The organism is Mycolicibacterium wolinskyi (assembly GCF_002101965.1).
GTDB classification, from domain to species: Bacteria; Actinomycetota; Actinomycetes; order Mycobacteriales; family Mycobacteriaceae; genus Mycobacterium; species Mycobacterium wolinskyi.
Map to the genome: position 1 here is coordinate 163645 of NZ_LQQA01000029.1, position 24071 is coordinate 187715.

The window sequence follows — 24071 nt, forward strand, 5'->3', positions numbered from 1 at the left end:
AAAAAAGATGTGCGAATCGTTCCGCATCGGCTTGTCGGAGGTCGTCCTGCGTACCCCGTACTACGAAAGACTGTGCTGGTTCTATTCCGAGGTGTTGCGGCAGCCTCCGACGCTGGACATGACTCCCGCCAGTGGGGTGGGCACTGCCGATCCGGACACGCCGACCCGGATTGCGTTCTTTCAACTGCCGGGGGGATTTCCGTACACGCAACGCATCGCGGTGTTCGAATGTGCGAATGTTGGTGGGACGGGGCGACGTTCGGTCGGGCTGCACCACCTGCAGGTCCGGTACCCCGACCTGGAGCGCTTGCACGGTCAGTATCGCCACCTCAAGGCACTCGATGTGCTACCGATGGAAGCGGCCAATCACGGCGTGGCGAGCAGCCTCTACTACCGCGACCCCGATGGCAACAAGGTGGAGTTGTCGGGCATGAACTTCGCAACGGAAGAGGAGATGCGAGCATTCATGCAATCCGCGGGATTCCAGCAGAATCCCGACGGGCACACGATCGATCCGGAGGACTACTTCGCACCGGGCGGCAAGGCAGCGAGCTACAGCGGTTTCCGTCGATGACCGTGACCGTGGCCGGGCTTGCCAGCGCGGACATCGAAGTAACTGAGTACGAGGTCGTGGTGATCGGCGCCGGACCCGTCGGACTGGCCGCGGCGATCGACCTCGGCGCGCGGGGAATATGCGTTCTCGTAGTCGACTGCGGGGACGGGTCAATCACTTACCCCACGGCGGAGTCAATCGATGTTCGAACGATGGAATGGCTTCGACAGTACCGACTGTCGGATGAAGTGAACAGGAGTGGCTTCCCGGCTGATTATCCGCGAGACATCTCCTTTGTGACTCGGTTGACGGCGCACGAGCTTGCACGCTTCCATCGGCCGCCCAATGCGGATCGGTTGTCGACGGCGTCGCACCCGAGCCCGGAAGGCGCCGTATGGTGGCCGAAGTTCTGGTTCGATCCAGCTTTGCGCAGCCGTGCGAACGCGCTTCCCACCGTTACCGTCCGTTTCGGATGGCGATGTGCACAGGCCACCCAGGAGGGCGACGGTGTGGTCGCGCTGTTGAAGGCGGCGGATGGCCAGGTGAAACGTGTGACGGCGTCCTATGTCGTCGCGTGCGACGGAGCCGGGTCCACCATTCGCCGCCGGCTCGGCGTGGCAATGGAGGGCCAGCCGGGAGAAGCCACATGGCAGGGCGTATTCGCCGAGATCCCCGACCTTCTCAAGGTAACCAATGCACGCCCCGCAGTGCAGTACTACGCCCTGCGACCCCGCCGTGCCATCTTCGGATCGCTCAACGGCAACAACCTCTGGCGGGTCACGTACCCACTGCGGCCCGACGAGCGACATGGTGCCGACGACGTGGTGGCGACGATCCGGGACTGCATCGGCAGTGCCGACATCCAGGTGGACGTCATCGACTCCAGAACCTGGTCCGGACGAACCGTCGTCGCGTCGTCTTACCGTGTCGGGCGTGTCCTGCTTGCCGGTGACGCCGCCCATCAGATGTGGCCGTCGGGAGGTCACGGCATGAACACCGGGATAGGCGATATACACAATCTCTGTTGGAAGCTGGCGATGGTCCTGCGTTCAGAGGCAGGCCCGGATCTGCTCGACAGTTACGAACTCGAACGCAGGCCCGTGGCGGAACGCAACACGCGTCGCGCCCAATCGAACTATCTGGCGGACATCGCCCTACCTACGGGCGCGGACCTCGATGACGAAGGCGAGGAGGGCGATGCAGCCCGTGCCCACGCGGCCGATGCCGTGATCCGAACGCGGGCCGCGGAATGGTCCTCGCTCGGCACCCAGCTCGGGTACCGCTACACGGAGTCTCCCGTCGTGATCGGTGCGGACACCTCGGACGTACCGGACGACCTCAGTACGTACCTTCCCGCGGGCGTTCCGGGCCGCCGTGCCCCCCACGTCAAACTTCCAGACGGCAGTTCCGTTCTGGACCTGTTCGGCCGCTCGTTTGTACTGCTTGTATCACCGGAGGGGGTCGACGCCGATGCTTGGATCTCGGCGTTCGCCGATTCGGGAGCGCCGTTGAACGTCGTCCGGTTGTCGGGGAGCGACGTTTCCGCCTCGTACCCCATGCCCTTGACATTGGTCAGACCCGACGGATTCATTGCCTGGGCCGGCTGCGGCTCCGAAGACGCCGACGCCCTCACCGCGGCTGTGCTGTGCAGATCGGCTGCGCGGTGACACGATTCGCGCAGACCGCCCGAGGCGTGGCGCGAATCGAGGGGGAGGAGCTCCACCTCCTGGACCTAGCCCAATCACTTGACGATCTCATCTGTGGCGGTCAGCTGGACCGAGCATCGAACGCGTCGGTTCGCGACGTCGCCGGGGTCGAGACCGTGCCGATGCTGGCGCCCGTTCGCCGGCCGGGCAAGCTCTGCATCGTCGGGCTCAACTACGCCGACCACGCCCGCGAGATCGCCGCGGACGTGCCCTCGCACCCGCGCTTCCATTTCGCGGTGGGTTCGGCGGTCGGCAATCCGGGGGACGCCATCGTGCTACCTGATATCGCTGCCGAGGAAGTGGACTACGAGGGGGAGGTGGCCCTCATCATGGGAACGCCCGCCCGCCGCGTGAGAGTCGATCAAGCTTGGCGCCATGTCGCGGGCTTGACCGCAGCCAACGACGTCTCCGCACGCGACGTCCAACTCGGACGTCGCGCATACGTCGGACGACCGAACGTCCCCGTCGCGAAGTCGTTCGACAGCTTCAAACCGCTGGGACCCTGCATGCTGAGCGCCGACGACGTCGCCGCGGGAAAGCCCCTTGCGTTGCGGACGTACGTCGACGACGAGTTACGGCAACACGCGTCCACTGCCGACATGATCTTCGGATTCGCCGAACTGATATCGGAGATCAGCCACTACGTCACGCTCGAGCCAGGGGACGTCATCTTGTCGGGCACCCCCGCGGGCGTCGCCGAGAACACCGGGAAGTTCCTGAAGGCCGGTCAGACCGTTCGCGTCGAGATCGACGGTATCGGCACGCTGTCGAACCCCGTGTGCCGCATGGCGGCCGAGAACTCTGCGCCGTCCGATTGACCTCTTACCCGGCGAGTGCTCGGGCGATGATGCCCAGTTTCCGACAGTATTCCGGTGCGATGCGCGGAAGCTCGGAGGTTGCTCTTCAGGGTCGGTGAAACAATCGTGCGATGACAGCTGCCAGAGCTGCCCTCCACCAGAGAGCAAACCCAGTCGCCCACGACGAGTACGTACGCCAGTGCGCCGCTTGACGTATACCGAATGACGTACCCCGATCTGTAAGGGAGATCGAGGCGACATGCGCGATTTCGCTTCGCAGGCGCCGGCCATCCTGACCGAATTTCCGCCGACGACCTGTCAGGCCCGTAGATCGTAGGCCACGACCTTCTGCACGGTGTAGTGATCGAGGACGGTGCCGAGCGTTCCTTCCCGGCCGAATCCACTCTCCTTGACTCCGCCGATGGCTTGACCCGGGGTCAAATTGAAGTAGCGGTTTATCCAGACCGTTCCGGTATCCATCGAGCGCGCGATCCGTTGTGCGCGTGAGAGATCCTTCGTCCAGACGCCGCCCGCCAGACCGTAGCGGGTGTCGTTGACCTGGCGAAGCATTTCGGTCTCGTCTGTCCACCCGATGACGGCGGTGACGGGCCCGAAGATCTCCTCCTGCGCAATGCGCATGTCATTACGGACATTGGTGAAGACCGTGGGCTGAATGAAAAAGCCGTTCTCGAAACCCGGCACTGTGGCCCGGTTTCCACCACTGAAGATGGTTGCCCCCTCCGCTCGTCCGATGTCGATGTAGTCGAGGATCTTGTTGAACTGCGTCTCGGATGCCTGTGCTCCGAGTGTGGTGGACAGATCCAGTGGATCGCCCTGTCGCACAAAGGTGAGCATGCCCCGCAGGTGGTCGAGAAACTCCTTCCGGACGGCATCGTGGACGAAGACGCGTGATCCGGCCAGACACACCTCTCCCTTGTTGACGACGGTGGACAACACGACCGACGCGGCTGCGGCGGCGACGTCGGCATCCGCGCACACGATGTTGGCGGACTTCCCACCGAGCTCGAGCGTCTGGGGAACGATGTTGTTCGACGCGTATCGCAGGATCCTCCTGGCGGTTTCGCGGCTGCCGGTGAACGCCACCTTCCGGATATCCGGGTGGCCGACGAGTTCCTCTCCGACTTCCACCCCGAGTCCCGTCACCACGTTGAGCACCCCAGGCGGCAGCAGATCGCGAATGTCGTCGATGAACTCGAGCACCGATAAGCAGACGGACTCGGCGGGCTTCAAGACGACCGTGCACCCGGCAGCCAGTGCCGGCGCGAGCTTCATCGAAGCCATGAGAAGGGCGACGTTCCACGGAATGATCTGCGCTACCGGGCCGATCGCCTGACGATGGGTGACCACGGACGTATCACGGAAATCCGCGACGTCTCCCTTCACGTGGTACGCCGCACCCGCGTAGTACTCGAATTGCTCTATCGCCGAGGGTACGTCGTGACGATAGGCTTCGGTGACCGGCTTACCGTTGTTCAGTGACTCCAGTACCGCGTAGTCGAGACGGCGCTCGCGCAACCTGTCGGCGATGGCGAGGAGCGCTCGTTGCCGTTCGGCGGGCGGGGTACCGGACCACGAGAGGAACGCCGCGCTCGCAGCCCGCACCGCCTGCTCGACATCGGCTGGGGTGCTGCGTTGGATGTGTCCGACCACATCGCGCGTGGCGGGATTGCACAGATCCAGTTGTCGGCCTTTGCGCGCATCGCACCACTGCCCGTTGACGAAGTTCCCGTAGGACTTGGGCGTGGCGAATCGCGCGGCGGTCGCTCGAACGACCTCGGGATCAAGCGCCGGCATACGAAACTCCTCGGTTGTTACGGCGATTCCAGCCGTCGCTTGACGGTTTCGATGTACCGGTCGTGTACGTCCGGATCGGACGCACCCTTGGGCGGGACGCGATATGCCCTTCCGGTGCTCTCCGCAGCCGGATAGCTGATCGTCATGTGCCTGCGGAACATCGTGCCCGTGCCGTCGGGCTCGAATTCGTACTGAATGCGACACGACACGTCGGGATCTCCCAGGGCGTCCGTTTCGATGACCCACAGGCGGTCGATCTCGTGGACGGTGACCCGCCACCGAACGTCGAAGCCCGGTTGACCGCCGCCGCCGATGGTTTCGACGAACTCGTCCCCGGTTGTGGCGCGGGCGTCACCTCCGCTGAAACGGACGTCCTCGGTAACCGGATGCGTGCCGACCCAGTTGCGCGGTCGGGTGACGAAGTCGAACACCACCGCTGGAGGGCGACCGATGAAGCTGCTACTCGAGGTGGAGACATCCAGCGTCACGATGCACTCCGGTGCTCGGCGTTGGTGTTCTCGTACAGTGCGGCGTCGGACGCCTGAACCGAGCGACGCGCAGCGGCGAGGTTGTCGTCGATGTGGGCGCTCCACTTCGTCGGTTCGGCGCGCAGGGCACTTCTGGACGAGCGCACCCGGTCGATGGCCGCGGCGATGACCGTGTCGGCCGCCCGCGATCGCGCGATGCCGAGTTCGTCGGCCACGGCGTCGCCGTGGAACATGCGCGCCAGCGATGCCAATCCGCGAGATCCCAACGGCTCGGGCAGCCGCAGGCCGGTGTGAAGCAGATCGGCGATGGAGTTCAATGTCGCGGACGCGAGGGCCACGGAGTCGTCGACGAGGGGTCCGGTGGCGTACTGGATCAACGCATCGACTCGGGCTGCCTGTTCGTTGGTGGAAACGCCCTGCACCAGTCGTGCGTCGATGCCCAGCAGGTGCGCGAGGAGCCACCAGTACGTGTACAGGGAGCGGGTTTCGCGCGACGTCAGCGAGAACCCCATGATCTCCTCGGCGCGCATCGAGGTGTACGTGAAATCGAGCCAGGTGCGTGCGAGATCCACCTGATTGATGGGGACACCGTGCACGGCTTCGTCGAAACCGCGACTGCGGGCCAATCGACGCATCTGCGCGTGCAGCATCCGGACCTGCAGGGTCGCCACGTAACCCGGTTCACCAGGACGCAGACCACCGGGGAGCATGGCGGTCGACACCCATTTGCCCGTTTCCCGGATGCGACGGTCGGCTCCTTCGATCAGGCGTCCCGTCGTCGCGAGAACCCGTGATATGGACGGCGACTCGTAAACGCGAATGAGCGCGCCCGCACTCAGCGACACCATGTGAACGGGCGGGGGCATGGTGTAGAAGGGAAGCGAGCCGCTGTCGATCAGGGCGTCGTCGGCGAAGTCCGGGAACGTTTCGCAGTGCCTCAGAAGGGCTTCCACGGCCGGAGGAGGATCGGTCAGCGACGCGAGACCGTTCCGTATTCCGGCGTCGAGGCTGGCACGCGCGCTTCGTCCGTGTGCGTGCAGTTCCTCGGCAGCGGCATCGGCCAGGGGGTCGCCGGTCTGTAACGCCCACTGCAGCAGATCGGCGCGGCTGCGTCCGAACTGCAGTAGCGCTCCCGAATGGGTGCCCCTCCCGGATGGAAAGGGCGGAGGTGAATCGTCGTGCACGAGTGGCACTCCTGTCGGTTGACGCTCGGCGCTGTGCGCGCTGCTCTGAAACAACAATGCCACAAGTTTGCTTTCGCGCAAGGAGGGACCCATGGAACTGCCGGACCGGTGACTACCGGCGATCGACCTCTGCGGCGATCTCGCGGGCTCTGCCGACGTCTGCGGCAGGATGCCGTTACTCGTTCCTCGCCCGTTCGGTGGCGCTCAAGGTGCCGAGCAGCTTCAGCGCTTGCTCGGACCGTCCACCCTGCTCCGCGCGGCAGACCAGCAGGTACTGATCGGCCGTTCCGGTCACTTCGAAGGTGTGGTAATCCAGCGATAGGCGGCCCACCGCGACGTGTTCGATCAGCTTCGTCGCGTGAGACTTGCTGGCGATCGTGTGTGTATGCCAAAGCTCCTCGAACTCCGCGCTGCCGCAGAAGAGTTCATCGATGAGCGGATCGATGCGGTGTCGTTCGGAGGGCCGTCCCCATGCCTGCCTCAGAGCGGCGACGGTGTCGGCGGCGACCCTGTCCCACTCGACGAAGAAGCGTTTGCCCTCGGGATCGAGGAATACCATCCGACCGAAGTTGTCAGCGCTGCTGAATCCGGCGTGCAAGACGGCCCCGAGCGCATTGCTGGCAAGGATGTCCTGTACGTCGTTGTAGATGAACGCAGGTTGCATCGGCCATTGATCCAGGAGCTGCCGGAGTGCCGGCGCAACGGTTCTGTTGGACCGCGAAATGCCGTGCGCGGAATCGACGCCAGCCAGTCGGTGTAGATGCACGTGTTCGTCGACGGACAATCGCAGTGCTCTGCTGAGGGCGCTGAGCAGCGGAGGTGAGGGGTGCCGTTCCCGGCCCTGTTCCAGTCGTGTGTAGTAGTCGACGCTCACTCCGATGAGCGTGGCCACCTCCTCCCGGCGCAGTCCGCTGACGCGACGCTGGCCGCGTGGGAAGCCGACATCCTCGGGTCGTACCAGCCCCCTGCGGATCCGGAGAAACGCGCCCAATTCACTGCTCGCGCCTGCTTCGGAACCGTTCATCACTTCACCGTAACCGAGGTGATGTGGAGCCGAGGGGGTGTGTGACACCCATGCTCATTGCTTCCACCTCGCTGCTGAAATGTGCTTCTAGCGTCGACATCCGGCTGGCTGAGACCGTTCGGCCGGCATTTACGGACGAGGAGACGTCATGCAATTACGGCGGAGGACGATCCCGATCGCACTCCTTGCGATGGCGGGGTTCGTCGTCGTTACCACCGAGTTCATCATCATCGGATTCCTGCCGCAGTTGGCCGCCGACTTCGGGGTGTCGTTGCAGCAGGCCGGCATGCTGGTTTCGCTGTTCGCCTTCACGGTGGCCTGCGCCGGACCCATCGTCACGCCGCGGCTCAGACACCTTGACCGGCGACGTCTATTCGTATCGATCGTGCTGATGTTCGCAGTAGCCAATGCCGCAGCGGCGGTTGCACAATCCATGTGGGTATTCGCCCTAGCCCGATTCCTCCCCGCGGTCGCGCTGCCCGTCTTCTGGGGTCTTGCGAGCGACACAGCGGTCAGAAGCGGCGGGCCAGGGCGCGAGGCGCGTTCGGTCGCGGGAATATACCTCGGCATGTCCACAGCGATGGTCATCGGCGTACCGCTGGGCACCGTCGCCGCCGCGTCGATCGGTTGGCGCGGTTGCTTCGCCGCATTGGCCGTTGCGGCGCTCATCATGGCGGTGTGCCTGCACTTCGGAATGACCACGGCATCGGTCGGCGGCGTCGAGGAGGCGGACGCGCGCGGCTACGCGCTCCTTCGTGCACCGATGTTCCTCGTCCACGTGGCATTGTCCATCCTGGTCTTCACGGCGATGTTCGCCGCCTACACCTTCCTGGCCGAGATACTCGGTGTTGTCGTTGGCGTCGACGCCGCGCGAGTTGGTTGGTGGCTCATGGCATTCGGGATAGTCGGTCTGTTTGGCAACTGGGTTGGAGGCTGGCTGGCCGACCGGCTGCCGATTGGCTCCTCCATCGTCTTCGCCGTCTTGCTGGCGGTGGGTATGGCTGCGGTGGCGCCGTTGTCCTCGGTACAGGCGGGTGTCATGGGCGCCCTCTTCATCTGGGGTTCGGCCTTCACCGGTCTGTTCCCGATCAGCCAGATACGAGTGATGGCACAGGCACGCGGCGATCGATCCCTCGCCGCCACCGTGAACGTCTCGGCTGCCAACGCCGGTGCCGGTCTCGGCGCGCTGGTTGGCGGTGTGACGATCGATCTGTGGGGAATTCAAAGCCTCGGCTTCGTGGCAGCGGCGATCGCATTGGTTGCCACGCTGTGCGTTCTGGTGGTCGCAATATGCCAGAGGCGACCAGCGCGTTCCGCTGGCATGGCCCCCTCCGGCGGGGTGCCCGCGTGACAACCGGACCTCAGCACGACATCACGGTAGAGGTGAACGGAGTGGCCGCACGGGGTCATGTCGACAGCCGCACCACGTTGGCCGACTTCCTCCGAGACCACCTCGACCTGACGGGAACCAAGATCGGCTGCAACCACGGAACCTGCGGGGCCTGCACGGTCCTGCTCGACGGTAGGCCCGCGTTGTCGTGCCTTCTACTGGCGGTTTCGGTGAGAGATCGCGTGACGACCGTCGAGGGGTTGGCTGCTGCAGGGGAGCCGCATCCGCTGCAGACGGCGTTCGTTGAGCACGACGCACTGCAGTGCGGATTCTGCACCCCCGGCCAGCTCGTCAGTGCCGTCGCATGCGTCCGCGACGGCCACGCGGGCGATTCTGCGAAGATCAAGGAGTTCATGAGCGGTAACCTCTGTCGTTGCGCCGCATATCCGATGATCGTCGAGGCGATCAGATCCGTTGCTGGCGAAGCGGAGGCCTGATCCGATGCGGCCCTTCACCTACCACCGACCGCGGTCGCTGACCGAGGCTCTGACATTCGCCGGTCGTTCGAGCACCGTCGTGCTCGCGGGTGGCACGACGGTCGTCGACCTGATGCGCCAGGACGTGCTCGCCCCAGACGACATCGTTGACATCAGCGGTCTCGGCGAGTTGACGGGCATCGATGTGCACGGCGACCGCATCCGGATCGGTGCCCTCACGACGATGGCGGACGTGGCCAATCACGACATCGTGCGCTCCGACTTTCCGGCGCTGGCGCAGAGCCTCACTCAGGCCGCCTCGCAGCAGTTGCGCAACGTCGCCACCGCGGGTGGCAACGTCCTGCAGCGGACGCGCTGTCCCTACTTTCGCGACGGGCATTCGGCGTGCAACAAGCGTGCACCGGGAACGGGTTGTAGCGCACAGGAAGTGGGTCATCCCAGAAACCGGGCAGTCCTGGGGGCATCACCGCACTGTGCTGCGATATACGCAGGCGACTGGGCGATTGCCCTCGCCGCATTCGATGCCGAGCTCGAACTCCTGTCGATGCGCGGGTCGCGCCGGGTGACCGTGGAGTCGTTCCACCACGAACCGGGTTCGACGCCGGCGATCGAAAACGCTCTGGAACCGGACGAACTTATCGGATCGATCATCGTACCCAGATGTGCGGCCGCCAAGCACTCGTGCTACCGGAAAGTCCGCGACAGAGCGAGTTTCGCGTTCGCCATCGCATCCGCAGCGGTGGGTATCGACATCGACGGCGACACCGTGACTGCGGCGAACATCGCGGTGGGCGGCAGCGCCACGCGACCCTGGCGCTGCCGAGACGCCGAACGCTCTCTCGTCGGTCGGCCATTGACCGACTCCGGAATCCGACATGCGGCCGAACTCGCGTATCTCACCGCACGTGGTCCACGGGTACGAATCGAAATCGGAGTGCGGACCGTCGTGGCGGCCCTGCGCGACCTACAACCGACGGGGACGCCATGAACTACATCGGAACGGCGGTGCCCCGGCGCGGCGGTGGTGAGAAGGCCTCCGGTGACACGCGTTACGCGGCCGACGGGCGTCATTCCGATCTCGCCCATGCGGTGCTGGTGACCAGCACGATCAGCAAAGGGCGGATCACCGCCATGGATCTGACTGCGGCGGAGGCGGTACCGGGGCTGCTGGGCATCATCACGCACCGCAGCGAGGTATCGACGCTTACCGGGCGATTCGTCGGTGAAGGTGGCCAGTTTCACACCAGCCGCAACCCGCTTGGCGGCCCGCTCGTGCACTACCACGGCCAGGTCATCGCGGTGGTGGTGGCCGAAACGCGGGAAGCCGCCGAGGAAGCCGCGAGCCGGATCGCCACGACGTACGTGCAAACGCCCGCGAGGGCGTCCTTGATTGAGAGCATCGATCTTGCGCGTCAGGTTTCGTCAGCGGGTCTGAATATCGGTGACGTCGATCGTGCGATGGCGGACGCTGCGCATGTGGTCACCACCGTGATTGATACGCCGGCGATGCACCATCATCCGATCGAGCCCTACACCACGACGGCACAGTGGTGCGGCGGCCGACTCCGTGTGGAGCTTCCCTCCCAATGGGTCACGGGCGCGCGGACCGGCCTCGCCGAGACGTTCGGCCTGCATCTTGATCAGGTCGAGGTGAGCAGTCCCCACGTCGGAGGGGCGTTCGGTTCGAAGGCATGGCTGATGTGGCACACCGTCTTCGCCGCCGCGGCGGCGCGCTCGCTGCGTCGGCCGGTTCGGCTCAGCGTCTCACGCAGCCAGATGTTCACCGTAGGCCCATTCCGGCCGCAGAGTCGTCAGTTCGTCCGCGTGGGGGCCACCGCCGAAGGGAAGCTGGTCGGATACGAGCACGTGGAACACGTGCAGACCTCGCATGCCGACGACAATCATCTGTCAGGCGCCCGCATCACCAGCGCGCTCTACGACGTCGAGAACATCCGCGTCAGTGCGTATTTGGTGCCGACTGATGTCAACACCCCCGGCTCGATGCGGGGACCACACGAGTACGGTCCGGTGTTCGCGCTCGAATGCGCTGTCGACGAGTTGGCAGAGCGCTGCGGGATGGATCCCGTCGAATTCCGACTGCACAACGACACGCCGGTGAACAGGGCCGACGGACTGCCCTTCAGTAGCCGCTCGTTGGACCGATGTCTGCGTCGCGCATCAGCACTGTTCGGCTGGGGTGACCGGTCGATGGAGCCCGGGACGATGTCTGACGGTGACGCGCTCATCGGATGGGGTTGCGCGACTTCGATTTATCCGGTGCTGCGGACCCCGGTTCAGGTGACCGTCAGGCTGGAACCAGGCGGCACCGTGCGGGTGTCGGCCGGCGGTCACGAACTGGGTACCGGCGCGTCCACGGTTCTGGCCCAGATCCTCGCTGACGCAGTGGGGTGCACGCTGGATGACACCACGGTCGAGCTCGGTGACAGCCGCCTGCCACCGGGGCCGATGACGGCCGGCTCGTCGAACACGGGCTCGATCGGTCCCGCGGTATGGCACGCCGGAGTGAAGGCGCGCACCATGCTGTTGACCGCCTTGGCCCTACGTCTCGGCGTCACCGCGGATCTGCTGAACGCACGGGAAGGGACGATCACCTGTCCCGCGCGGTCGTTCACCTTCGCCGAGGCGATAGCCGAGGCCGGTCTCGGCACGATCTGCGCCGACCACGTCTGGGCCCCACCCGAACTCGACACCGAGAGCGTGGTGTCGGGACTCGGAGGGCGTGAGGTCTTCGCCCCGCCGGCATCGCGCGGTCATGCGCTGTACGCATTTGGCGCGCAGTTCGCCGAGGTGGCCGTCGACCGCGTGACGCGTGTACCGCAAGTTCGAAGGATGGTGGGTGTCTACGACTGCGGCCGTATCGTCAACCCGCGCACCGCGCGGGCGCAGTTGGTCGGGGGCATGATCTGGGGGGCGAGCCACGCGCTGTTCGAGGAGTCTGTACTCGACGCGGCCGGGCGCTTCGCGGGCGCCGACTTGGGTGCCTACCACTTCGCCGTGAACGCCGACGTGGGAGACGTGCATATCGAGACGATGGACAGTCCCGATGAGTTCGCCAACGAACTCGGGGTCAAAGGCGTCGGCGAGATCGGCGTGCTGGGCGCGGCGGCGTCCGTGGCGAACGCGGTGTACCACGCCACCGGGACAAGGGTGCGCAAGACACCGATCCTCGTGGACGACCTCATTCCGTGAAAGGCGTTGCGGTGAGATTGCGCAGCGCGGTCGACCTTAGTTCGGCGCAGCCCGCGAAAGCAGCTCGCGCGCATTGCCTTCCATTACCGCGGCCAGTGTGTCGGGTCGGTCGGCGAAGTAAGCGTCAACGTTGCGTGTGTACCAGGCCGCAGCTGGGGGGCTGACTGCCGGGAAGTCCGTGCCGAACAGGATCTGATTCATCGGTACGAAGTTCTCCAGGGCGACGAGGTTCGTTTCGAATCCCGAGAGCGCGGTCTCGTAGTAGAAGGTGCGAAAGTCGGCGATGATCTCGTCGGCGGTGAGGTCACAGTCGGTGTGGAACGCACACAGTCCGGCCACCCGCGATGCGAGGAACGGCGTGCTTCCGCCGGAGTGCGACAAGATGATTCGCACATTCGGGAACTGACGCTTGCGCCCGCTCGTGACGAGGTCGGCCGCGGCCTTGTACGTCTCGTTGGGAACCTCCACCACCGGAACCGGCAGGAACTCGTTCGGTGCGGGGTTGCGTCCCGGTGTCTGTTCGCCATGGAGGAATACCACCGCGTTTCTGCGGTCGAGTTCGGCCCACAGGGGTTCGAACACGGGGTCACCGAGCGATCGGGCGTTCTCGCCGGTTCCGTAGACGTTGGTCACGGTGACGCCGTCCGCGCCGAGCACGTCCAGCGCATAAGCCACCTCCTCGAGTGCCGCATCCGGGTCGGTCGGTGTCGGCAGATGGGCGAAGAAGCCGAAGCGTCCGGGATTCTCTTCGGCGACCTGGCTGCAGAATGTGTTGATCTCGCGAGCGAACCCACGTCGGGTTGCTGCCGGTAGGTAGGGCTCGATGTCGTTGGGAAGGGACAGGATTGCCGTGGAGATGCCCATGGCGTCCATGAAGGCGAGGCTCGCAGCGGGGGTCCAGGCCGGCGCATCCGCGGTGAACTTCCACCCCGAATTCGCGCCCAACGCACCCGCGACATCTTCGCCGAACAGTTGCGGCGGGAAGGCGTGGTGATGGAGATCTACCCGGGAAGTGGTCGGTGGTGTCACAGACATGCCATCAGAGTGCACATTTAGTTGACAAATGTCAATAGTTGACCAATAGCATTGATATGGTGATGTCGGTGACCAGGGATCAACGTGCCGTCGAGATGCGACTTCTCGATGCGCTGTATCGACTGAACAAATCGGTCCTGGGTGCTGCTCGGACGCACGTTGCGGCAGTGGCGAAACTGGACCTCGTCGACTTCCTGATACTCCGGTCGATCGAACTCGGCGTCGATGGACCTGGCGATCTCGTTCGAGATCTGGGCCTGCACGCATCCGTGGTCAGCCGCGCGGTGACCAAGTTGGCCAAGGCCGGTTTGGTGGTGCGGACGGTAGACGCTGTCGACTCGAGGCGGTCCTACCTCACTCTCACGCCGGCGGCCGAGGTAGCCATCTCCGAGGTGGAGGGGCGTGTGCAACCCATGTTGCAAGATCGACTCGGGCGGCTGACCGCTCAACAGATCACCACCCTGCTGGAGTGCTTCGACATCCTCAACGGCGTCGAGTAGCCACCCGGGTCACATGGCCGGGATGGTCGGCTGCAGTACGGCGCGCGCGACTGCCTCGGTTCGTAAGTGCTCGAAGGCCACGTATTCCGGGTCGTTGACCATGTCGACGAAGCTCTGCCGAGTCGGGTAACTGACCAGCAGCACCATGTCCCAGTCCCCGACTTCCGTTGCCACCAGTGCGGGGTGGCCGGCGCCGGCGTAGATGATCGTGACCCCGTAGCGCTCGTTGAGCCCCGAGGTTGTGAACCGCGCGATGTACTGCAGGTACCGGGCGGTGCCATCCGGTACGAATTGCAACAGGTTCAGCATCACCACCGGGCCGTCGGGATCGGCGGCGACAAAACGCTCGAGATCGGATGCATCGAGAACCGACACGGGAACTCCTCCTTTGGACATCAGCGATGGGTTGACCGACAAGTCGATCCGCCCGGAGACCAACCCGACCGTCACGGCGGTGGCGATCATCGGTCTGTTGCGGGGTACCGCGATGATGGCGTTCTCGACGGCCCGCGATATCGCGGTCGACGAACTCGCTTCGGACGTCGCCAGGGGCGTCGGACGTCGTCTGGCGGCGCAACCGGGGCGCGCTGGTGGTCCCGAATCGAGTTCGTAGCCGCGTTTGGGTGAGGTCATCAGCGCAGCAGGACCTCCGGGTGAATGGGCAAGTCACGGATGCGGATTCCGGTGGCGTTGAATACGGCATTGGCTATTGCCGCGGCCGATCCCACGGCACCGAGTTCGCCGACGCCTCGCGCTCCGACCTCGCTGAAATCGGGGTCGTCGCCGTCGAGGCAGACCGCGTCGATGAACGGAACATCGGCGTTGACCGGAACGACGTAGTCGGCCAGGTTGGTGGCGGCCAAGCGGCCGGAGGGGTCGATCGGATCGGCTTCCAGTAAGGCGTGCCCGATGCCGAAGATGACGCCTCCGACCACCTGGCTGCGGGCCGCCTTGGCGTTGATCACCCGACCGATGTCCACGACGGTGGTGAATCTGGAGACGCGCGTTTCCCCCGTCAGCGAGTTGACCCGCACCTCGCAGAAGTGCGCACCGAAGCCATGTGCCGCGAAACGGGGAGAAATGGTGTCGGCGCTGCTGTGGATGCCGTCGATTCGCGGGATTTGCACCCTCTGTAGCAGATCGGCGAAACCGATGCGCGCGTTGCCCGCTCGCAGCGTGCCGGCAGCGTAAGACACCGGTGTGCCCGAATCTGCCAGCGGCGAAGCAGGATTCGTCGAGGCGGCCTTGACCAGATTGTCGATCGCAGCCCGTGCGGCGGTTCGGGCCGTGGGAGCCATGCTGCCGGTTGCGCGGGAGCCGACGGCGCCGGGCCCGGGCGGCAGGATGGTGTCTCCCACCTCGGTGACGATACGGTCCATCGGCAGGCCCACCGCGTCGGCGATGACGATCGCCAACGCGGTCGCGGCGCCCGTGCCGATGTCCATGATGCTCGTCGAGGCCAGTACGGTGCCGTCGTCGCGAAACCGCACCTGAACCGCGTTCGCGGAACGGCCGGCGGCCGGGTAGATCGCGGTAGCCATCCCCATGCCGATCAGCCACTGGCCGTCGCGGGTGGTTGCGGGGGTGGCGGCGCGGTGTTCCCAGCCGAATCGATTGGCGCCGAGTCGGTAACATTCATCGAGTCTTTTGCTGGTCCAACGGCGATTGGTGCCGGGCAGCGTCGTCGCGTAGTTGCGAAGCCGCAACTGCACGGGGTCGACGCCGGTCGCCACCGCCAGTTCATCCATCGCGGTTTCGATCGCGAACGCTCCGGGCGCCTCATTGGGCGCCCGCATCGCCCAGCTCGGCGGAGTGTCCAGAGTGACCTGGCGTTGGTCCACATGCAGATTCGGGGTGCGGTACAGCGCCGCGGTGGTCTCGGCGGCGGTGCGCATGGGCCAGCCGCCCACCGCCGGAGCCTCGGCGTCGGATTCGTGGCTGACCGCGGTTAGTGTCCCGTCGGCGCGCGCACCCAAGCGCACTCGCTGACGAACCGCGGAGCGGTGCCCGACGATGGTGAAGACCTGGCTGCGGGTCAAGACCAACTTGACCGGACGGTTCAGCTCACGAGCCGCCGCTGCGCCCAGGATGACGTCCGACCACGGGAGCACGCGGCTGCCGAAGCCGCCACCGACGTACGTCGAGATGATCCGCAGCTGCTCGGGCGTCAGCCCGAGCGCACCGGTGATACCGGAGATGGCCCGGCCGGGAAACTGCGTGCCTGTGTAGAGCGTCAGGACGTTCTGGCGCCAGACCGCCACGGACGCATGCGGTTCCATCGCCGCAGCATGCTGAGCCGGTTGGGTGACGGTGGTCTCGACGGTGATCTCACTGTCGCGTAGCGCGGCATCGATCGAGGCGATCCCCGGCGCCAGGATGGTCTTGTTGCCCGATTCCGGCACGCCGATGCTGACCCCTTGCCCGGCATCGGCGAGAGATGTTCTGGGAGTTCGGGACTGATAGTCGACGGTGATCATGGCTGCGGCGTCGCGCGCATGTTCGAAGGTATCGGCAACCACCACACCGATAGCCTGGCCGTGAAAGCGCACTTCACGGTCTTGTAGCGGACGGTACTTCTCGCCGAGCGCATCTTCGGCGACAGGCTGCAGTCGCAGCGGAGCGAACGGGGTGTACACCGCGAGGACACCCGGTGCATGCGTTGCCCCGTCGGTGTCCATCGCGGTGATGGTGCCCAACCCGGTGGTGGCTGACACCAGCACGGCGTGGACCAGATCCGGTTCCCGGTAGTCCGCCGAGTACCGCGCCGCACCGGTTGTCTTGGCCCGCCCGTCGACGCGGGAGATTTCGCCGCCCAGCGGTGACGGAGTCATGCGATGCCCGTGACGTCGGTAAGGGCTCGGACGATCGCCCGGCGCAGCAGATGAGGCTTGAAACCGTTGTGGCTCAGCGGTCGCGCGTCGGCGGCTGCTGCTTCGGCTGCGGCGCCGATGGTGGCTGCGGTCGCGGGCCGGTTCGTCAGCAGCTTCTCCACTTCAGGCAGCCGCCATGGCACCGTGGCCACACCGCCGGCGGCCAGGCGAGCGCGGGTGATGATGTTGTCACGCAGGGTGATTGCGACGGCCACGGAGGTCAGCGCGAATTCGTAGGACTGGCGATCGCGCACCTTGAGGTAGCCCGTCCTGGTGCCCGCGGGAAACCGGGGCGCGGTGATGGCGGTGATCAGTTCTCCCGGCTTCAAATCACTTTCCACCTCCGGCGTCGCACCGGGCGTTCGGTAGAACTGTTCGAGGGCAACGCTGCGCTCACCATCGGAACTGCTCAGTTCCACCGCTGCCTCGGAGGCCACCAGTGCGACGGCGACGTCACTGGCGTGGGTGGCTACGCAGGCGTCACTGGTACCGAGCACGGCGTGGGCGCGGTTGTAGCCGTCGATGGCTGGGCAGCCGGTCCCGGGGTCGCGCTTGTTGCACGGCATCGATACATCGCGGAAGTAGCTGCATCGAGTGCGCTGCAACAAGTTTCCGCCCATGCTGGCCATGTTGCGTAATTGTGGCGAGGCGCTCAGTTCCAGCGCTCGGCTGACCAGGCTGAAATCGCTTCGCACTGACGGATGTTCGGCGACGTCGCTCATGCGCTCCAGCGCACCGATACGCAGGCCGGCGGTGCCGACCGTGATGCCGGTCAAGGGCAAGCCGTTGATGTCGACCACCTGCTCGGGCGTCAGCACCTCCAACTTCATCAGGTCGACCAGGGTCGTGCCACCAGCGAGGTACGCCTTGGTCGAGCCGCCGTGGGTGGTGGCCGCCGCCACCGAATCGACCGCGGTGTAGCCATAGGGTCGCATATCAGGACATCCGATCGCTGGCTGCCTTGACGGCTTCGACAATGAATGGGTAAGCGCTGCAACGGCAAATGTTGCCCGACATCTGCTCGCGGATCTCTTCGTCGGTGGCGGTGTGTCCGCCCTCGATGACGGCGACGGCGGACATGATTTGGCCCGGTGTGCAGAAACCGCACTGAAAGGCGTCGTTGTCGATGAATGCCTGCTGTACGGGATGCAACTCATCGCCGTCGGCGAGGCCTTCGATGGTCATCACCGCGCGGCGTTGTACGGTCGGGGCCAAGGTCAGACACGAAAGTACGCGCCGTCCGTCGACGTGCACCGTGCAAGCACCGCATTGCCCGTGATCGCATCCCTTCTTGGTACCGGTCAGCCCAATGTGATCACGCAGTGCGTCCAGTAACGTCGTTCGCGGGTCGAGGTTGAGCGTGTGCTCGGTACCGTTGACGCGCAACGTCACCGGAATACCGATCGCAGACGTATCGGAATCCGGGCCGCGGTCGACGAGCCGCGAGACTAGGGCGGTGCCGCCGACCGTCACCACGACAGCGGTGCCGGTCCATCCGATGAAGCTGCGGCGCGACACGCCAGATGACTCGTCGGGCGTAGGTGAGTCGGGTCCAAGCTCCGGCGGAACATCAATAGGCTTGTCTGGCATTCCTTCTCCGTCTTTGGCTGCAGCTCGTCGAACTGCTACCCACGATTCCTGCCTGTCGAGCTGTCGTTCAGAGGCGGGTTATCCGCGGATAGCTGATCCTGTGATTGGGCTTCGGCGACGGCCGTCGCCGTCGACACGTATCGATGGGCTGCTGCATCGGCGTCGACTGCAGCAGGTGCCAGGTTGATCTGGCTGGACAGTGGCATTGAATGCCGTCAGGTGTTGAGCCTGGATGGGGTCACGCCGGATTGCCGGCAGTGGGGCGGCCGCCTCGACAAGTTCGTCGGCTTCGGTTCGTCAACCCACATCGTGCGCTCGACAATTGCCGGCCGGGTTCTGACAACGCATCGCGCGAGAGCGGCGACGTAAAGCAGTTGAGTATCGATGCTGCACTGTTGCAATCGCACATGAGAAGACATTGACGACGTGGTGATACCTCCGCTCGGTCTGAGCTGTCACAGTCTGTACGGTATGCGCAGCGTTGCCATGGGGGATGGAATGCATATCGAATTCATATCTACCGACGCTGGACAACACGGATACCCTGCCGATACCGCATTTCACTGTCCGTGAGACTGGCGCATCGTTGGCGTGCAACACTTCTGACAGGCGGTCGGCCGAAATCTGCCTCGCTGTCATGTCAATAGCCGTATCCGGTGCGCAATCTCCACTCATCCGAACTTGGCCTTGGCCCTGCGTTCAGAGACCAGTCCTTGGAGGACGCCGGCCCTTCAATGCACCGTTAGATCCGCTGCCCATCAAAAGCTCTCGAAAGCCCTACCAACGCCACCCCGATGGCATCCATCTTCTTCCGCGACGCGCCCGCGGCGGCGTGCACTGCGAGCCCTAGTCCCACCGTAACGGTGTACCCGGCGAGCGTCGCCGTGTCGACGTCTGCGCCTTGGGTAGCGTGCCCCGCATTCGACAGTGCTTGCGCCACTCGCTCTTCGAGGCCCTCTCGATCGGTTGTGAGAAGTTGCGAAATGCGAGCATTGCTCGGTGCACGGGACAGCCCACCGTGGACAGGCATCCCGGTACGTGCCCGTTTATCGATGACTCCACAACGGAGCGCAAATAGGATTCGATCATCTCCTAATGGTCGGTCTATCCAGCACCGCATCGAGGTGTTCGCTGGCAAGCACCTCGTAACGCTCCAGCGCACGCGCAAACAGGTGTTGTTTACTGCCGAAAACGGCGTACAGACTCGGCTTGTTGATTTCCATCGCCTCGGTCAGTTCGGCCATCGATGCCCCTGGTATCCGAGGCGCCAGAACACGTCGATGGCTTGTCCTTCGATGCCAGCACAAATGCAGGACTCCTCGGCGACCGAGAGTTTTTCGTGCTGCACAGCCGCGGCGGCGGCTATGTTCCTGGCACTTCGCGCCATGGCTGGGGGCCACGCCGAAAGTTGGCTCACGCATGGTGTTTCGCTGACCGGGCTGACACCGCGCTTCATCACCGCCGAACTGACGATGGCGCCGCTGAATCTGGCCATGGCCGAGCTGATCCCGATCTACGAGAAGAGTCTTGCCGACGCTCTGGCCGAGATCGATTCGCTCTGGGCGCAGGCGCAGTCGACACCTGATCGGGCTCACCCGTGGCCGCCCAACCCGCGACGTCCAGAAGAAGTACGCTAACCCCGTGATGGCGACGCCGTAGTGTGCATCGATGCTGAAGCTTGGTTCAGCGTCGTTGCGAACGATGACTTGCGCGCCCGCCGGAGCGGCGCCTTCCCAGTCTCAGTCTGAGACTTTGCCTCCACAGTTGAGCACAACCGCTTTAGTAAGTACGGATTTCAGTGGGCGGCGCGCGCATCGTGCACGTGTCCGACCTGGGCGTCGGCGCAGTCGTAATCTCGCAATCGATGTCGATGACTACTTAGCCGTTCCTGACGCGTTCGAAGATGATCTGGATCGCCGTGCCGTCCGGTCGGGTGAAGTTCTCCGTCATGCGATCACCGTCGACGGTGATGCGCAATTCATCTCGTGTTCGCACGTCTCCGATCCAATTGGGAAACGTCGCCCCTTCCACCCGGTTGGTGCTGAATTCGCCGTTCTCGTCGACGGTGTATGTGCCGAACATTCCTATGCTTCCTGCCATGGCGGCTCGGTTCTCGGCGTCGGTGCCCTCACCGCGAGCCTCGGACGCGAAGGGTGCGATGGTGGAATCTGTGAGGACCTCGACGTAGCGCATCTCTGGAGTGAAAGTGAGCAGACCGCTGGGCCGCTCACCATACGCCGGTCGGGTGGTTCCGCCTCGTTCGATCGTCGCGGAGACCATCTGCCAGGTTCCGACTACCCGATTGGGCGGTGGCGAAGCGGTTGAACAACTTGACAACGTCATTGCTGACAACACTGCAAGAATGGCGGCGAGCGCTTTCATTGGGTGAGCTCCTCTGGCATTGGTGTTGGGAGAGTGTATGTTTGATGATGTTGAGAGGGAGAGCGGTAGTGTAGGATCCATCGGCGGCGCGCGACCTCCTCGACGAGATGTGCCCTACGGTCGACTGTGAACTCTGATTCGAGTGAAGGGCATTTCGCTATCAGGTCAGGTCTGCCAGCCGCTACTGCTGGAAGTTTCGGATAAACAACCTCCTATGTCGGGTTCGTCGGGCCGCAGTTGCAAAAGCCGCGCAATGCTTCTGTCTAGCTGTGGGGTCAACACTTCAACGGTGATCCAAAGGCCGGAGGGAACGATGAATCCCACTGTGTTGCAGTGTATGCCGCACAACTTCGCACGCAACATCGCCGCCGATCAACGTCTGCAAGATCCTGGCTGGGGGAGTGCGACAGGATGATTCGCACACTCGGAAGGGGACGGTTGCGCCCGCTCGCGACGAGGTCGGCCGCCGCCTTGTAGGGACTGCCCGGGTTTGGAAGCCTCCGAGGGGCGCCACGATGAAGGCTCCGGGGAGGGAACCAGCGCGGTGGCTCCGTTCCGCCGGTAAGTCGATCTACGGGCGCGGTGTATCGCGGCGCACGCAAGTGTGCAGTACCTCGGATATCTCCTGTTCCGCCTCGGGCAGGAGTGAAGAATGCGCCTTGTTCCTAGGAGCACTGCGTCCTGGCTGACGCGCAACCGCAGTTATACGGTCGTTGCTATGGCAGATTACGACCGGCGATGGAGCTCGAGGGCGATGATCGCGATCGTCACCGCATTGTTGGCGGTATCGATGACGGTTGGTTTCGGCGCGACGAGTAACGCCGAAGACGGCAGCCGAACCGAACAGGAACAGCGCAACGTCGAAGTCGTGCGCGACGCTTTTGCCCGGGGCGTCGGTGATGAGGCCAGTTTCTTTTCGATCTTGGCCCAGGACGTGCAGTGGACGGTTGCCAGGGCGGTAGACCCGACGACATACACCAGCCGATCCGAATTTCTGCGTGAAGGCGCGGGCCCTGTCCAGTCCAGGCTCAACGGTCCGATACAGGCGAACGTGCGCCAACTGATAGCCGATAACGATGTGGTGGTTGCGGTATGGGAAGGTACCGCGACTGCGCGCGACGGGCTTCCTTATGTCAACAGCTACACGTGGGTGATGACGATGCGCCACGAACGAGTGGTGCGCGTGACGGCCTACCTGGACTTGGTCGCACTCAACGAGTTAACGGAACGGGTAACGCTGTGATGATCGTGGTTGGCAACCGCGGCGTGAAATTCACATTCCGGCGGGGGTGGGTTGCGTGGAGTCGGTTTGCTTGACTTTTGGTCACGATGCCCCGTGAAGGAGCAGTGTCCATGCGCAGCGTTATCCCCAAGAGCTTCGACGCAAAATGCTCGATCTGGTGGTCGCCGCCCCCACGGCCGCTGATAGCGCTGCTAGGACTAGAAGCAGACGATCATGACTTGCACAACCGTGCGGTTGTCGCATCCGCCATCGGGAGATGGAACTTGGCGTCCGCCATCTTCGCCGGAATTCTCTGGAAAGGCTTTGGCGCGGAAAGGCGGCATCTGCCGGGCGAACGCGGACCTACACCAAGTCAACCCCTGAGGGTCGTAGGTTCCCAGTAAGGTGAGCGCATTCCCAGGAAGAGGAAAGAACGTGTCTGACAAGGCATTGCCATTCGCCGGAAAGGTAGCGCTCATCACCGGCGCATCCGGTGGGATCGGCGGCGCGATCGCCGGTTTGCTGGCCGCAGCCGGGGCCGACCTACTGCTAGCCCACGGCACCCACGTCGAGGATGCAGAACATGTTGCCGAAGGGGCCCGTCAGCTCGGGCGTCGCGTCGTACTCGCGCCCGGGGACCTCGCTGACCCCACAGTCCCGGCAACGTTGGTGCACGCCGCCGCCGAATTGGGTGGCGTGGATATACTTGTCGCCAACGCGGGGGCCGGCGCCCAGACCGCCTGGGCAGACGTCACGTTGGAGCAGTGGAACACCACGTTCGCGATCAACACGACCGCGCCGTTCCTTCTGGCGCAACAAGTTCTGCCAACGATGATCGAACGGAACTTCGGACGCGTTCTGTTCATCTCGTCCACGGCGGCCCTCACCGGCGGTATCGTGGGTCCGCATTATGCGGCCAGCAAAGCGGCCCTACACGGGCTCACCCATTTTCTCGCCGCCCGCGTTGCCGCCGACGGAGTCACTGTCAATACGCTGGCCCCGGCGTTGATCGGCAATACGCGCATCCTTCCCTTGAACGCCAAGGGCGACGGCTCCCTACCTCTGCCGATACCAGTAGGCCGCCTCGGGGAGGTCACCGAAGTCGCCGACATGGCGCTGAGCATCTTGCGTAATGGCTACCTGACCAACAAAGTGATCACTCTCGACGGCGGTCTGCTACCGCGATGAGAACACACATTGATCTCGCTTCGGCGCTCGACGTACGCGAATCCGCTGCTGCGCAGTCGAAATCGGTAAACCAGTCGCTCACCACACAGGGAATGCGATGACACAATCAGCAGCAGCGCCGAGCGTGGCCCCTGCCGACGACGTTCTGATGCCGCACCCTGGCTAAGGGAGCTCTCCGACGACCTGAACGACTGCGGAGGAACCGCTGTGCGACAGGATCTTTCGCGCGGGTGCCGCTCCGTGGCCACTGCCGAGGCCACGACAACGAAGACGCCATAGGACTTCCGCGTTATTGGCCAGCACATCAATGCGTTCGTGGGCGCTGCTGAGATCGGCGGCCAGTTGACGGACGTCGTCTAGCGGTGCGAAGTCGGCCAGGTAGTACTTCACCCCGAGTTCGCGCCGCCTTCGCATGCCTGTTAGCCGCGCAGCGAACCTCGCTCGGCGCCAAGGGATCGGACTCCTTCACCCCCATCCTCGACCGCGCCATGACCGCAATCCCGATCCCCTCAGGACCGAATCCAATGTGAGACCGAACCTAAGCCGTCGTCATCCTCTAGAAGTGAGAAAACTGGCCACGTACGTCTGTCGCGGTTCGGTCGCCGAGGAAACGGGTGAGCGATCAAGATCTGGACAACCGTCCCCTATTATCCGCCATGGAAAGATGGGACTTCGCGTCC

The 24071-nt window shown here is 64.3% G+C and carries 24 protein-coding genes; 13 read left to right on the plus strand and 11 right to left on the minus strand.

Features of this window, described 5'->3' with window-relative positions:
• The first annotated feature begins 7 nt into the window (after positions 1-7).
• From AWC31_RS21970 to AWC31_RS21980, 3 genes are read left to right on the plus strand one after another with little or no spacing between them, the layout of a single operon-like run.
• Entirely contained in the window at positions 8-574 is a 567-nt protein-coding gene (locus AWC31_RS21970) for a VOC family protein (RefSeq protein WP_085146087.1), read from the plus strand.
• Positions 571-2220 (plus strand): FAD-dependent monooxygenase, encoded by a 1650-nt coding sequence (locus tag AWC31_RS21975; protein ID WP_085146088.1) that lies wholly within the window; start codon positions 571-573, stop codon positions 2218-2220. The genes AWC31_RS21970 and AWC31_RS21975 overlap by 4 nt, the downstream gene beginning before the upstream one ends.
• Positions 2217-3077 (plus strand): fumarylacetoacetate hydrolase family protein, encoded by an 861-nt coding sequence (locus AWC31_RS21980; RefSeq protein WP_110775227.1) that lies wholly within the window; start codon positions 2217-2219, stop codon positions 3075-3077. The genes AWC31_RS21975 and AWC31_RS21980 overlap by 4 nt, the downstream gene beginning before the upstream one ends.
• 297 nt (positions 3078-3374) lie before the next feature.
• On the opposite strand, the gene AWC31_RS21985 is transcribed toward AWC31_RS21980, so the two are convergent.
• The 4 genes from AWC31_RS21985 to AWC31_RS22000 form a co-directional block, all read right to left on the minus strand.
• On the minus strand, positions 3375-4871 hold the full coding sequence (locus AWC31_RS21985; RefSeq protein ID WP_085146090.1) for an aldehyde dehydrogenase family protein: 1497 nt from the start codon (positions 4869-4871) through the stop codon (positions 3375-3377).
• A 17-nt stretch (positions 4872-4888) separates the two neighbouring features.
• Positions 4889-5359, minus strand: a complete 471-nt coding sequence (locus AWC31_RS37485; RefSeq protein ID WP_165766025.1) for an SRPBCC family protein — start codon at positions 5357-5359, stop codon at positions 4889-4891.
• Positions 5356-6543, minus strand: a complete 1188-nt coding sequence (locus tag AWC31_RS21995; protein ID WP_165766026.1) for an oxygenase MpaB family protein — start codon at positions 6541-6543, stop codon at positions 5356-5358. The genes AWC31_RS37485 and AWC31_RS21995 overlap by 4 nt, the downstream gene beginning before the upstream one ends.
• A 175-nt stretch (positions 6544-6718) precedes the next feature.
• Positions 6719-7567: a helix-turn-helix domain-containing protein gene (locus AWC31_RS22000; RefSeq protein WP_085146093.1), complete on the minus strand. Its 849-nt coding sequence runs from the start codon at positions 7565-7567 to the stop codon at positions 6719-6721.
• Between the two features lie 190 nt (positions 7568-7757).
• Here AWC31_RS22000 and AWC31_RS22005 point away from each other — a divergent pair, with 190 nt between their 5' ends.
• Genes AWC31_RS22005 through AWC31_RS22020 form a run of 4 tightly spaced genes read left to right on the plus strand, consistent with a single transcriptional unit; the run spans position 7758 to position 12604 of the window.
• Entirely contained in the window at positions 7758-8918 is a 1161-nt protein-coding gene (locus tag AWC31_RS22005; RefSeq protein WP_234816970.1) for an MFS transporter, read from the plus strand.
• Complete coding sequence (locus AWC31_RS22010) at positions 8915-9394, plus strand: (2Fe-2S)-binding protein (RefSeq protein WP_085146347.1); 480 nt, start codon at positions 8915-8917, stop codon at positions 9392-9394. Before AWC31_RS22005 ends, AWC31_RS22010 begins: the two co-directional genes overlap by 4 nt.
• A gap of 4 nt (positions 9395-9398) precedes the next feature.
• Positions 9399-10382, plus strand: coding sequence for an FAD binding domain-containing protein (locus AWC31_RS22015; RefSeq protein WP_085146095.1), 984 nt, complete (start codon positions 9399-9401; stop codon positions 10380-10382).
• Positions 10379-12604, plus strand: coding sequence for a xanthine dehydrogenase family protein molybdopterin-binding subunit (locus tag AWC31_RS22020; RefSeq protein ID WP_085146096.1), 2226 nt, complete (start codon positions 10379-10381; stop codon positions 12602-12604). The genes AWC31_RS22015 and AWC31_RS22020 overlap by 4 nt, the downstream gene beginning before the upstream one ends.
• A 36-nt stretch (positions 12605-12640) precedes the next feature.
• On the opposite strand, the gene AWC31_RS22025 is transcribed toward AWC31_RS22020, so the two are convergent.
• A complete protein-coding gene (locus AWC31_RS22025; RefSeq protein WP_085146097.1) occupies positions 12641-13639 on the minus strand; it encodes an amidohydrolase family protein in 999 nt (332 codons plus the stop codon).
• Positions 13640-13707: 68 nt separating this feature from the next.
• Here AWC31_RS22025 and AWC31_RS22030 point away from each other — a divergent pair, with 68 nt between their 5' ends.
• Positions 13708-14139 carry a MarR family winged helix-turn-helix transcriptional regulator gene (locus tag AWC31_RS22030; RefSeq protein ID WP_165766027.1) on the plus strand — a complete coding sequence of 144 codons (432 nt, stop codon included), beginning with the start codon at positions 13708-13710 and terminating at the stop codon, positions 14137-14139.
• A 9-nt stretch (positions 14140-14148) separates the two neighbouring features.
• Here AWC31_RS22030 and AWC31_RS22035 read toward each other — a convergent pair whose 3' ends face one another.
• A complete protein-coding gene (locus AWC31_RS22035; protein ID WP_234816948.1) occupies positions 14149-14514 on the minus strand; it encodes a hypothetical protein in 366 nt (121 codons plus the stop codon).
• 13 nt (positions 14515-14527) lie between these two features.
• Between AWC31_RS22035 and AWC31_RS37205 the strand changes: the two genes are divergently transcribed.
• Positions 14528-14752 (plus strand): hypothetical protein, encoded by a 225-nt coding sequence (locus AWC31_RS37205; protein WP_133060205.1) that lies wholly within the window; start codon positions 14528-14530, stop codon positions 14750-14752.
• 19 nt (positions 14753-14771) lie between these two features.
• On the opposite strand, the gene AWC31_RS22040 is transcribed toward AWC31_RS37205, so the two are convergent.
• Genes AWC31_RS22040 through AWC31_RS22050 form a run of 3 tightly spaced genes read right to left on the minus strand, consistent with a single transcriptional unit; the run spans position 14772 to position 18599 of the window.
• On the minus strand, positions 14772-16970 hold the full coding sequence (locus AWC31_RS22040; RefSeq protein WP_085146099.1) for a xanthine dehydrogenase family protein molybdopterin-binding subunit: 2199 nt from the start codon (positions 16968-16970) through the stop codon (positions 14772-14774).
• On the minus strand, positions 16967-17944 hold the full coding sequence (locus AWC31_RS22045) for an FAD binding domain-containing protein (RefSeq protein ID WP_085146100.1): 978 nt from the start codon (positions 17942-17944) through the stop codon (positions 16967-16969). The genes AWC31_RS22040 and AWC31_RS22045 overlap by 4 nt, the downstream gene beginning before the upstream one ends.
• 1 nt (position 17945) lies before the next feature.
• Positions 17946-18599, minus strand: a complete 654-nt coding sequence (locus tag AWC31_RS22050) for a (2Fe-2S)-binding protein (RefSeq protein ID WP_110775206.1) — start codon at positions 18597-18599, stop codon at positions 17946-17948.
• Between the two features lie 183 nt (positions 18600-18782).
• Here AWC31_RS22050 and AWC31_RS37210 point away from each other — a divergent pair, with 183 nt between their 5' ends.
• Positions 18783-18968, plus strand: a complete 186-nt coding sequence (locus tag AWC31_RS37210; RefSeq protein ID WP_133060206.1) for a hypothetical protein — start codon at positions 18783-18785, stop codon at positions 18966-18968.
• Between the two features lie 716 nt (positions 18969-19684).
• Here the strand turns inward: AWC31_RS37210 and AWC31_RS37925 are convergent.
• A complete protein-coding gene (locus tag AWC31_RS37925) occupies positions 19685-19843 on the minus strand; it encodes a TetR/AcrR family transcriptional regulator (protein ID WP_234816949.1) in 159 nt (52 codons plus the stop codon).
• 141 nt (positions 19844-19984) lie between these two features.
• On the opposite strand from AWC31_RS37925, the gene AWC31_RS37215 reads away from it, so the two are divergent.
• Positions 19985-20236 carry a hypothetical protein gene (locus AWC31_RS37215; protein WP_133060207.1) on the plus strand — a complete coding sequence of 84 codons (252 nt, stop codon included), beginning with the start codon at positions 19985-19987 and terminating at the stop codon, positions 20234-20236.
• A 241-nt stretch (positions 20237-20477) separates the two neighbouring features.
• On the opposite strand, the gene AWC31_RS22065 is transcribed toward AWC31_RS37215, so the two are convergent.
• Positions 20478-20981, minus strand: a complete 504-nt coding sequence (locus tag AWC31_RS22065) for a lipocalin-like domain-containing protein (RefSeq protein WP_085146103.1) — start codon at positions 20979-20981, stop codon at positions 20478-20480.
• 754 nt (positions 20982-21735) lie between these two features.
• Here AWC31_RS22065 and AWC31_RS22070 point away from each other — a divergent pair.
• Positions 21736-22224: a nuclear transport factor 2 family protein gene (locus AWC31_RS22070; RefSeq protein WP_085146104.1), complete on the plus strand. Its 489-nt coding sequence runs from the start codon at positions 21736-21738 to the stop codon at positions 22222-22224.
• 414 nt (positions 22225-22638) lie between these two features.
• Positions 22639-23391, plus strand: coding sequence for an SDR family NAD(P)-dependent oxidoreductase (locus AWC31_RS22075; protein ID WP_085146105.1), 753 nt, complete (start codon positions 22639-22641; stop codon positions 23389-23391).
• Positions 23392-24071 lie beyond the last annotated feature (680 nt).

What these genes read in the sequence shown, in the direction of transcription:
- AWC31_RS22065 (WP_085146103.1), bottom strand. Translation starts at nt 20,981, where the DNA reads ATGAAAGCGCTCGCCGCCATTCTTGCAGTGTTGTCAGCAATGACGTTG.
- AWC31_RS22020 (WP_085146096.1), top strand. Translation starts at nt 10,379, where the DNA reads ATGAACTACATCGGAACGGCGGTGCCCCGGCGCGGCGGTGGTGAGAAG.
- AWC31_RS22000 (WP_085146093.1), bottom strand. Translation starts at nt 7,567, where the DNA reads ATGAACGGTTCCGAAGCAGGCGCGAGCAGTGAATTGGGCGCGTTTCTC.
- AWC31_RS22015 (WP_085146095.1), top strand. Translation starts at nt 9,399, where the DNA reads ATGCGGCCCTTCACCTACCACCGACCGCGGTCGCTGACCGAGGCTCTG.
- AWC31_RS22045 (WP_085146100.1), bottom strand. Translation starts at nt 17,944, where the DNA reads ATGCGACCCTATGGCTACACCGCGGTCGATTCGGTGGCGGCGGCCACC.
- AWC31_RS22040 (WP_085146099.1), bottom strand. Translation starts at nt 16,970, where the DNA reads ATGACTCCGTCACCGCTGGGCGGCGAAATCTCCCGCGTCGACGGGCGG.
- AWC31_RS21970 (WP_085146087.1), top strand. Translation starts at nt 8, where the DNA reads ATGTGCGAATCGTTCCGCATCGGCTTGTCGGAGGTCGTCCTGCGTACC.
- AWC31_RS22005 (WP_234816970.1), top strand. Translation starts at nt 7,758, where the DNA reads ATGGCGGGGTTCGTCGTCGTTACCACCGAGTTCATCATCATCGGATTC.
- AWC31_RS21985 (WP_085146090.1), bottom strand. Translation starts at nt 4,871, where the DNA reads ATGCCGGCGCTTGATCCCGAGGTCGTTCGAGCGACCGCCGCGCGATTC.
- AWC31_RS22070 (WP_085146104.1), top strand. Translation starts at nt 21,736, where the DNA reads ATGATCGCGATCGTCACCGCATTGTTGGCGGTATCGATGACGGTTGGT.
- AWC31_RS37925 (WP_234816949.1), bottom strand. Translation starts at nt 19,843, where the DNA reads ATGGCCGAACTGACCGAGGCGATGGAAATCAACAAGCCGAGTCTGTAC.
- AWC31_RS22025 (WP_085146097.1), bottom strand. Translation starts at nt 13,639, where the DNA reads ATGTCTGTGACACCACCGACCACTTCCCGGGTAGATCTCCATCACCAC.
- AWC31_RS21975 (WP_085146088.1), top strand. Translation starts at nt 571, where the DNA reads ATGACCGTGACCGTGGCCGGGCTTGCCAGCGCGGACATCGAAGTAACT.
- AWC31_RS37215 (WP_133060207.1), top strand. Translation starts at nt 19,985, where the DNA reads ATGGCTGGGGGCCACGCCGAAAGTTGGCTCACGCATGGTGTTTCGCTG.
- AWC31_RS22050 (WP_110775206.1), bottom strand. Translation starts at nt 18,599, where the DNA reads ATGCCAGACAAGCCTATTGATGTTCCGCCGGAGCTTGGACCCGACTCA.